General features: G+C 47.0%; 9 protein-coding genes. 4 read left to right on the top strand and 5 right to left on the bottom strand.

What is annotated here, in order from left to right; translation table 11 throughout:
• Positions 1 to 7 precede the first annotated feature (7 nt).
• Together H5715_RS07070 and H5715_RS07075 are read right to left on the bottom strand one after the other, a co-directional pair.
• Positions 8 to 1,027 (bottom strand): glycoside hydrolase family 43 protein, encoded by a 1,020-nt coding sequence (locus H5715_RS07070; protein ID WP_075184568.1) that lies wholly within the window; start codon positions 1,025 to 1,027, stop codon positions 8 to 10.
• A gap of 71 nt (positions 1,028 to 1,098) precedes the next feature.
• Positions 1,099 to 2,571 carry an MFS transporter gene (locus tag H5715_RS07075; RefSeq protein ID WP_075184567.1) on the bottom strand — a complete coding sequence of 491 codons (1,473 nt, stop codon included), beginning with the start codon at positions 2,569 to 2,571 and terminating at the stop codon, positions 1,099 to 1,101.
• Positions 2,572 to 2,898: 327 nt separating this feature from the next.
• On the opposite strand from H5715_RS07075, the gene H5715_RS07080 reads away from it, so the two are divergent.
• The 4 genes from H5715_RS07080 (at position 2,899) to H5715_RS07095 (ending at position 7,310) form a co-directional block, all read left to right on the top strand.
• Positions 2,899 to 4,113, top strand: coding sequence for a PilT/PilU family type 4a pilus ATPase (locus H5715_RS07080; protein ID WP_075184566.1), 1,215 nt, complete (start codon positions 2,899 to 2,901; stop codon positions 4,111 to 4,113).
• A gap of 52 nt (positions 4,114 to 4,165) precedes the next feature.
• Positions 4,166 to 4,903: a glutathione peroxidase gene (locus tag H5715_RS07085; RefSeq protein WP_075184565.1), complete on the top strand. Its 738-nt coding sequence runs from the start codon at positions 4,166 to 4,168 to the stop codon at positions 4,901 to 4,903.
• A gap of 98 nt (positions 4,904 to 5,001) precedes the next feature.
• Positions 5,002 to 5,760 carry an SDR family oxidoreductase gene (locus tag H5715_RS07090; RefSeq protein WP_075184564.1) on the top strand — a complete coding sequence of 253 codons (759 nt, stop codon included), beginning with the start codon at positions 5,002 to 5,004 and terminating at the stop codon, positions 5,758 to 5,760.
• 275 nt (positions 5,761 to 6,035) lie between these two features.
• Positions 6,036 to 7,310: a GGDEF domain-containing protein gene (locus tag H5715_RS07095; protein WP_075184563.1), complete on the top strand. Its 1,275-nt coding sequence runs from the start codon at positions 6,036 to 6,038 to the stop codon at positions 7,308 to 7,310.
• Here the strand turns inward: H5715_RS07095 and H5715_RS07100 are convergent.
• Genes H5715_RS07100 through H5715_RS07110 form a run of 3 tightly spaced genes read right to left on the bottom strand, consistent with a single transcriptional unit; the run spans position 7,307 to position 10,025 of the window.
• Positions 7,307 to 7,729: a hotdog fold thioesterase gene (locus tag H5715_RS07100; protein WP_075184562.1), complete on the bottom strand. Its 423-nt coding sequence runs from the start codon at positions 7,727 to 7,729 to the stop codon at positions 7,307 to 7,309. The genes H5715_RS07095 and H5715_RS07100 overlap by 4 nt on opposite strands.
• Positions 7,726 to 9,072, bottom strand: a complete 1,347-nt coding sequence (locus H5715_RS07105; RefSeq protein WP_075184561.1) for an AMP-binding protein — start codon at positions 9,070 to 9,072, stop codon at positions 7,726 to 7,728. Before H5715_RS07105 ends, H5715_RS07100 begins: the two co-directional genes overlap by 4 nt.
• Positions 9,069 to 10,025 carry an enolase C-terminal domain-like protein gene (locus H5715_RS07110; protein WP_343044306.1) on the bottom strand — a complete coding sequence of 319 codons (957 nt, stop codon included), beginning with the start codon at positions 10,023 to 10,025 and terminating at the stop codon, positions 9,069 to 9,071. Before H5715_RS07110 ends, H5715_RS07105 begins: the two co-directional genes overlap by 4 nt.

The following is a 10,025-nucleotide window of genomic DNA, read 5'->3' on the forward strand; positions in this document are numbered from 1 at the left end:
GCAAAACTTAACCCCGGTAAGGGTCCAGTGTTTGGATTTTACCGTCTTTATCGTAAGTGATCTCAGCCATCTTGATAGAGCGCAGATGGGTAACACCTTTGGACAAAGAAGAATCGTGATAAAACAGAAACCAACGACCTTCGTACTCGCAAATGGAGTGGTGTGTCGTCCAGCCTACAACCGGGTTCATAATGCGGCCGCCATAAGTGAATGGCCCGTAAGGGTTGTCACCAACAGCATAGCACAGCAGGTGGGTATCACCGGTTGAGTAAGAGAAGTAATACTTACCCTGATACTTGTGCATCCAGGAAGCTTCGAAGAAGCGACGATCGTGATCACCCGCCAGCAATGGCTTGCCTTCGTCATCCAGGATCTGGATTTCTTTAGGCTCTTCAGCGAACTCCAACATATCATCGCTCATTTTAGCGACAATCGGGCCTAACGACGGCTCGTCGTCAGCAGGCTCCTGACCATTGGGGTCGTAATGGTTGTTGCGGTAGTTTTGTAACTGACCACCCCAGATGCCGCCGAAGTACATATAACTTTGGCCGTCTTCGTCTTCAAAAACAGCGGGATCGATGGTGTAACTGCCTTTGATGGCTTCTGGCCGGGCAACAAATGGACCCGTTGGTGAATCAGAAACGGCAACACCAATTTGGAAAATACCGTCGGCCTTTTTCGCTGGGAAATACAAGTAGTATTGACCATCTTTATGAGCCGCATCTGGTGCCCACATCTGGCGCTCGGCCCAAGGGACATCTTTCACATGCAGGGCAACGCCGTTGTCTACCGCTTCGCTCTCGGGAGAGTCCATGGAGATTACGTGATAATCCTCCATACCGAAATGGTCGCCGTTGTCGTTGAATGGGATACCCGCATCAAAATCGTGCGAAGGGTAAATATAGATTTTGCCGTTGAACACATGGGCAGACGGGTCTGCGGTATACATATGCTTAACCAGAGGCTGCGAAATGGCCTTCGCATCGACATCGTCAAAATTCAATTCTGTATATTCTTCATCAGCCATAAGAGTGAAAAACCTTTTTGCGTTGTAATTCAGGCGACGAAACACGCCGCCCAGTCAGTATTCGGTGATTGCTAAAGTGTAGCAGTGCGTCTTGCGGCAAGCTCACCTTCGATCTGTGTCTCCATTTGCTTGTTGATCTTGTAGAAAAACAGAATGACAGCAGCAATAAAGAACGGAATAGCCGCATAGACACTGATAGCGAGTTTAATACCGTTCAAAGTAAATTCTCCTTGAACGTCCAGGCTGGCGTCGTAGCCATAGCTCGCCAAAATCATAGCCGCAATGGTTGAACCAATTGTCAGGCCACCCTTGAGACCAAGAATCATAGCGGAGAAAATAATTGCCGTTGCACGACGATTGTTTTTCCACTCGGAGTAATCCGCGACATCGGCAATCATCGCCCACAACAGCGGGATAGTGATGCCATAGAAGAAGCCATGCAATATCTGAGAGATAAACATTGCGCCAATCGCATCCTTGGGGATGAATACAAACGCGAGAACAAATAAGGTCGAAACGGCCAAAAACAGCGCATAAATATTGCGTTTGCCAAAGCGATCTGCCAAAGGCTTGGAACAGGCAATTCCCACAATCATCAGGATAATGCCACCACCGTTAAACAAACCATACCCCGATGCGGTCGCCTCTCGCGGCCACTCAAAGTTAACGCCCATACTCGCAAATAAAGAGGTCAGCCCATCGATAAAGCCGTAAAAACCAATATTACCGAGGAAGCTAGCCAGTGCGGCTTCATCAACATAATTGTTGAAGTAATAAATATACATACCACCCTTAAGCGCCAAGGTAGCAAAGACTAGAACTACGACCGCCAGCATAATAACCCAGGGAATATTTCGGCTCAGGTCGCGAAGATCATCTTTAACGCTGGATTCACTATCGCGCGCCACAACAACCCGCTCTTTGGTGGTAAGAAAAGTCACGATAAAACAAACGATGCCTAGCACGGCAAACACGGTCATTATTTTTTCGAAGCCTACGGCCTGATCTCCGTCACCAACCATCAGAATGATTGGCAGCATCAGTACCTGAACCATAAACTGGGCCGCCATCACAGCCACAAAACGGTAGGCAGACAGACTGTTTCTCTCTGCCATATTACCGGTCAATACACCGCTCAGAGAGGCATAAGGCAGGTTGTTTGCGGTATAGAGAGAGACCAGCAACAAGTAAGTAACAAAAGCATAGATAACCTTGCCACTTTCACCTAAATCAGGCGTTGAAAATGTCAGAAAAATACAAACGGCGAAGGGAATCGAGGTCCACAGAACCCAGGGACGGTATTTACCCCAACGGGTATTGGTACGGTCGGCAATCATCCCCATAATGGGTGCGAACATTACCCCGCCAAGAATACCACCCCAAAATATAACGGTTTGCGATGCAGCATTACTCAGTTTGTACACATCGGTGTAGAAGAAAACAATGTAGGTTACAAGGGTCTGAAACACCAAGTTCGCCGCTAGGTCGCCTAGGCTATAACCTACTTTCTCACGTACGGAAAGTTTTTCTGTTGCTGTATTCATAGGATTAATGTCGTAGTTATTATTTGAAAAACAATCGAGTTCAACACTTACGTATCAAGCTTAACTGTCGGGATTCGATAAACTCACTGTCAGTCTTATTCAGCCCTGCCAGCCCCCAGGGTCTCGCGAATCTGGCGGCCTCAAGTCTATAACAAATTCGCTCTGCAAAGTCTGGAATCTGCCTAACCACATGGCTTGAAGTCATTTTGACTATATTACTTTCCAGCACCGCTAAAAGATAGTGTAGCTACTATTTATTTGATTCATCTCAGGCTGTCTATACTCAAGCGAACATGCATTCGCTCTGGCAAGGAGGAAAATTGCATTATGGCCACGCCTATAGACCCCTATCTGAAAATACTCGCACAAAAAGACGGCTCCGATCTCTACCTAAGCACAGGCGCCCCGCCCTGTGCCAAATTCCAGGGTACGCTCAAACCTCTTTCGCAAACCCCCTATAAAGCTGGAGAAATAGAGGCCATCGCCAACCTCATTATGGACGAGGAACAACGAGAAGCCTTTAGCCATGAATTGGAGATGAACCTAGCCATATCTATTGCCGGCGTTGGCCGGTTTCGTATCAATATATTCAAGCAGCGCAATGAAGTCTCCATCGTGGCGCGGAATATTAACACTGATATTCCACAATTCGACAAACTGGGGCTACCGGAGGTGCTGAAAGACATCGTTATGGCTAAACGCGGACTAGTGCTGTTTGTAGGCGGCACCGGTTCAGGAAAATCGACGTCGCTGGCAGCGCTTATTGACCACCGCAACAGTCATTCAGGCGGGCATATTATTACTATCGAAGATCCAGTGGAGTACGTTCACAAACACAAAAAGAGCGTGATTAACCAACGGGAAGTCGGAGTCGATACCCGCAGCTTCCGCAACGCTCTGAAAAACACCCTGCGCCAAGCGCCAGATGTCATTCTTATCGGCGAAATTCGCGACCGGGAAACCATGGAGCACGCGCTTGAGTTTGCAGAGACCGGCCATTTAGCCATTTCCACTCTGCACGCTAACAATGCCAACCAGGCACTGGAGCGTATTATTAACCTTTTCCCAGAGGAACGAAGGCCACAATTACTTCTTAGCTTGTCGCAAAATATTCGAGGATTCGTCTCCCAGCGCTTAATCCCCACCGTAGAGGGCAAACGTTGCGCAGCAATTGAGGTTTTATTGGGCACTAAAACCATCCAGGAACTGATACTTAAAGCGCGCTTGACTGAAATTAAGGAAATCATGGAGAAATCTGAGAACCTTGGCATGCAAACATTCGATACTGCCCTGTTCAAGCTCTATAAAGGCGGTAAGATCAGTCTCGACGACGCACTTGCCAATGCGGATTCAGCTAACAACTTGCGGTTGCGCATTAAACTGGCCGAAGGTAGCGCTGCCCCATCCGCGGAAGACGTCAAAACCGTTGCCGCTAGCAAAGCATCCGACAACAGCTTTGGAAGCCTAGCACTGGAAGAGATCGAAAAGCCTGAACTTGAACAAGATCAACATAATCCCTTTATGAGCCAAAAAGGCCCCTAAATCCGAGGTTCCGCTACAAAGGCTCATAGCAAACACATTGTAGGAGTTATAAATGTTAGAAAACAAAGAAGGCCAAGCAGTCCCCTCCGTCGTTTTTAAAACCAGACAGGGCGATACTTGGGCAGACATCAGCAGCGATGATATCTTTAAAGGCAAAACCGTTGTGCTCTTTGCCTTGCCCGGTGCGTTTACCCCTACGTGCTCTTCGACCCACCTGCCACGCTATAACGAGCTGGCACCAGTATTTACCAAAGAAGGTGTGGATAGTATCGTCTGCCTGTCCGTTAACGATGCCTTTGTAATGAATGCCTGGAGCGCCGATCAGCACGCGGAAAATATTACCTTTATTCCCGATGGCAATGGTGACTTCAGCCAAGGCATGGGCATGCTTGTCGACAAGCTCGATCTAGGTTTCGGGAAACGCTCCTGGCGTTACTCCATGCTAGTAAAAGATGGCACAATTGAAAAAATGTTTATCGAACCCAACAAGCCCGGCGACCCCTTTGAAGTGAGTGATGCCGACACCATGCTCAACTACATTAACGCAAGTGCCGAGCTACCCAAACGTGTAACACTTTTTAGTAAACCCGGTTGCCCACACTGCTCCCGTGCAAAAGTTGCGCTTACAGAGAAGCAATATAAGTACGAAGAAATTACACTCGGTGACAACGGCATAAGCTACAGCTCTCTGACCGCCGTTACTGGCCAAGGAACCACACCTCAGGTCTTTATAGATGGGAAGCATATCGGTACTGCAGATGATTTGGAGAAGTGGCTAGCCACCAATTAATCCCTCCCTCAAAAGCCCGTTTTCAATAACGGGCTTTTTCCAACAAATTTTCACTCAATTTACTGTATGCTGATAAACATCTTGCAAAAGGGGGCTTTATGCCGCAAACCGTTCTGATAACAGGCGCATCTTCGGGCTTCGGAGAAGCCTGCGCACGAAAATTTGCCCAACATGGATACTCACTTGTATTGTTTGCTCGTCGCCTGGAACGCCTAGAAACACTTAAGAACGAACTCCAATCTCTTACTTCTATTTATATTGCACAGCTCGATATTACAGATGGTCTCGCAGTCGACGAAGCCCTAAGGGGTCTTCCTGAGCAATTTAAAAACATTGATATATTAGTCAATAATGCAGGCTTGGCATTGGGGCTGGAGCCAGCCAACAAGTCCGATTTAGACGATTGGCAAACCATGGTTGATACGAATATCTCTGGGCTGCTAAGAATAACTCATCGAATACTGCCTACGATGGTAGAACGTAACACAGGCCATATTATTAATATCGCCTCAACGGCCGGAAGCTGGCCTTATCCCGGTGGCAACACCTACGGCGCAACAAAAGCCTTCGTAAAACAATTTACCCGAGGGCTAAAAGCGGATCTTCTTGGCACCCCAATACGCGTAACCGATATCAGTCCGGGCATGGCAGAAACAGAGTTTTCCGACGTTCGATTTAAACACAACACACAAAAAGCCAATGCTGTTTATAAAAGTACCGAACCGTTAATGGCAAAAGATATCGCTGATATTATATATTGGGTCACCAGCGTACCAGCGCACGTGAATATCAACAGCTTGGAAGTTATGCCCGTCAGCCAGGCATGGGGATCACTCGCTGTATCGCGAACGGATTAACGAAACAAGTTCCAAACCGGAGCCTATTGCACTCATAAATCATTCTAACAATAAATAAATTGGAGTATGAGTGCTAGCAGCTTGTTGAAAAAGTAAAAGAGGTCGTCAGCGCAAAGTAAGAATGGACAAAAAAGCGAAGTTTATAGCGAATAAATGAGCATTTTGACCCCATTTTAACGCCGCGCTGGCAACGCAGATACTTTTCAGCAGCCTGCTAGGCTATTACGTGAACATAAAAAACAGGCCAACAGGCATTTCAATCTGTATATCGCTCTATGACACCTAAGCTATTCAATACAATACGCATAATCGCTTTCGTCCTAACACTGCTAGCGGTTCTGGGGCAACGATACCTACCCCCAAGAGCACTCGACATCCACCCCATCAAGAGCAATCATTTCGAACTGTACACAGACCAGCAACATGGAGGAAGAAGCACCATTGACTGGCTGGATGAAAGCCGTAGCCGATGGAAATGCACGGTACTTGAAAGCAATACCTACCCGGTTTGTGGGCTTGCAATCGTTTTTTCTAGAGAACCCTACCAATCAATCGACTTCTCCCGCTATTCCAGTATTCGTCTGCGTTTGGCCTACGACGGAGAATCCTCCAAGATTCGATTGTTTTTTCGCAATATGAATATCGCGTATGCCGATACGGAAGACCTGGAACTCTCTAAATTTCAGTCTGTCACGGTTAGAACTAGCGATCTGCAAACCAGCATAGACATTCAGCTATCCGAATTCTATGTCGCCGATTGGTGGAAGGACGAATACGACATTCCCCGTGAATACTCACAACCAGAAGCCAACTCCGTTGTCGCTGTAGGCATTGATCTTGCGCCCCCAATCTCCTACGGTGAACACATCTACGAACTGCAATCGATACAGCTAGTGGGTGAATGGGTATCGCGCGAAAGCCTGTACCTAGCAATTATTTTCGGCTGGATGCTGGTTCTTGGCTGGGAAGCCATTGTCCGCATGACCTACTGGTCAAGCCACGCCAAACGCTCCTCCGCACGTGTAAGAGAAGCTCGTCGTGAATCAGAAAGATATAAAGAACTGGTAAATATCGATCCACTGACCGGAATACTCAACCGTAGCGGCCTCAGTAAAATTATTGATGAAATGCCCGGCAAAAATCAACGGCTAACGGATTACTCAGTATTGGTTCTAGATATAGACCATTTCAAACACGTAAATGATAAACACGGTCACGATGCCGGTGACGATGTTCTATTACAGTTCGCAGAGCTTCTTACCGGCTGTGTTCGCGATGAAGATATTGCGGTACGCTGGGGGGGAGAAGAATTTGTCGTGCTACTTAAAACTACTAATTTACAAAAAGCACAGGCCGCTGCAGAAGATATTTGTCAAGAAATTTCAAATACAGAGTTTAAAACAGACCCGCCAATTCACATCACCGCTAGTATTGGCATCGCCATCGCCAACGCAGAAGAAAATTTTAAAAGTGTATTTAAACGGGCCGATAGTGCGCTTTATCAAGCAAAATTTAAAGGTCGTAATTGCGTGGAAGTCTATACATCCTAGCGCGGGGGTTTTACCGCAACCGTCAAACGCGATACGCAAACCAACTCTTTGCGTTCGTCGCTTATTTTAATGTCCCACACCTGTAAACTGGAACCGATACGAAGGGGTTCCGCCACAGCCGTCACCACTCCATCTTTTACCGAGCGCAGGTGATTAGCATTCAGCTCAACGCCAAAACTAATCGTGCCTTCTTCTGCCGCTAAATGTGCAGCTATGCTTCCCAATGTCTCAGCCAATACCGCAGAAGCACCACCATGTAAAAACCCCATAGGCTGCCGGGTAAAATCCTCCACAGGCATTGTGGCTGTAATAGATTTTTCTGCTATCTCTGTAATTTTAATTTGCAGATGATCAACCAAAGTATTTTGAGCGAATTGGTTTAACTGCTCCGGCGTTGCTTGTTTTTTCCAAAGACTCATATTCGCTTTTCCTGTAAATTTTTTGCAAGTACCTTTAAATCTTGTCGTTTCGGTTTTAAACCTTCAAATGAAGGCAGCTCAGCATAATAACGCGGCACCAGAAAACCCGGCAATACCCCTTTAAGCTCATCGATAATAGATTCCTTAGCTTTATCATCCAGCTCGGCACTGTGTTTTAATCCCACAAAAGCGAACGGCGTAAAACCAAATTCCGAATGCGCGACCGGAACCACAATAGCCGTTTCAATAATATCCAGCGTTATCAAATTCTGCTCAACCTCCTCCGGCTGAATATTTTTACCGCCACTGATAAATTGATTATCCAGGCGGCCGTCAATAATCAATTTTCCACCAATGTACTTCGCCATATCCCCCGAATGAAACCACCCGCCGGAATCCCGAGCAGTATCCAATTTACCATCACACCAATATCCGAGAAAGAGGCTACCCCCCTTAACCAATAATTCACCAGACTCGGCCAGGGTAATTTCACTACCTTCCAAGACTTCCTGTTCGCCGGATGGAGATTCGGTAATAAGCTGAGAGGCATTTTCCGTCATACCGTAGGTTTTCCAGATCGGGTAATTTTTTCCTCTGGCTAGATCAATAAGCGCCTTAGGACATGGCCCACCGCCAAGCAATACTGCTTTCAAGTTAGGAAGCGCTGCATTGCAGGCCAGCAGGCGTTGTAACTGGGTGGCAACCATAGATGTGTGCGTAATGGCCTGCTGATTTAATACATAAGGATCTTCGACAACACCGTCCACCACCAACGTTGTCTGTGACAGCAATGCACGAAACACCTGAGCTAAACCTCCGATATGGTAGAGCGGTAAACTGAGCAGGGTTTTGTCTGGATAGACTAGAGGGATGCGACGATTGCTCGCGCGGGCATTGTTCAGAAGGCTTGGAAAGCTGTGAAAAACCAGCTTCGGCGTTCCACTGGAACCAGAGGTAAAGATACCTAAAACAGCGGCGTCGTTATCGAGGCACCGAGGACTAGCCCCACCGGAATTCCGATTATCCGTGGAAGCCTGGTTTAACACTTTTGTCGAGAAGGATTTCTTTAACACGCTTATTCTTTGTTCTGGCAAATGATTATCAATGGGAATTGCTACCGCACCGATGCGAATACAGGCAAACAATTTCTCCAGACTTTTCCCATTTTTTTCGACTGGGATAAGTAAGCGATCTCCCGGCTGAATACCATCACTAAGCAATTTTTCAGAGGCGATCATCACTCGCTGTTCAAATTCCGCAAAAGTAATCGAGATCGTACTCTGCCATATAAAAATACGGTCGGGTTTTAATATTGCTGAACTTTTTACTGGGCACGCCATCATTCAATTAAATCCATCTCTTTGAACAGTGCTTCTTTTTGCCTTCCAACCCTGAAAGGTGCGGGGAAATACTTAAGGGTGTCTAGCCCATGCACCTGCCCCGGTGCCCAGCTCTGGGCCAAGTCATATAGCGCTCGCATTCCCGTTGGAGACTCGAAAGCGCTGCTTAGCACAACACCGCAATCTTGGCTCTGTGCCCACTGCACAAGCTGTTCTACCCGCCCATACCCCAGCAACGAAGGTTTCAGGACAAGCGCAACCAGATTCGGGTTTGCAGGAGGGAATTCAGTATGCTGATAAAGTGTCTCATCGTAGGCAAACGGTATCGTGCTAAATTCCTGCCAATGACGATAACCCTCCTGCTCGGCTAAAGGATCTTCCAGCCATTCAATTCGTTGACAATCAATAGCCCTGCTCAGCAGCTCAATATCCTCTGGAAGCCACTGCTGATTGGCGTCCAATCTTAATTTCCCGGTAAAGGTATTATTCGCGCACAACTGCTGTATTTTTTTAATGTCATCACTCAACTTTCCCAAACCCACTTTAAGCTTCACACAAACAGGATTACCCTCGAAAGAAGTATCACCATCCGTTAGCAAGGTGCAAATTGGGGGGGCAGGTAAAGACGGAGCCGATAACACATGATTTACGGAGCGTAAGCCAAACTCAACTGAGGGATACAAATGCTCGGCATTATCAATAGCGGAATTTAATACATCTAAAGATCGAACACCTTCGCGCTTAAAAAAATCAACGATCTGTACGCGGCATTCACTTAGATTTTCCTGGCTATAACCGGGAAGTGGCGCCACCTCTGTCCAAACGCTGAGAGATTCCACTTGCCATTTAAGCAATAGAACCTCTCTACAGGAAAGCGTATTTTCCGACAATCGCAGGGGCTGCCTAAACGGTACAAGGTAGCGATACAACTCCAGTTTTTGTAATCGCTGTACCAC

This window comes from Teredinibacter haidensis (assembly GCF_014211975.1).
GTDB classification, from domain to species: domain Bacteria; phylum Pseudomonadota; class Gammaproteobacteria; order Pseudomonadales; family Cellvibrionaceae; genus Teredinibacter; species Teredinibacter haidensis.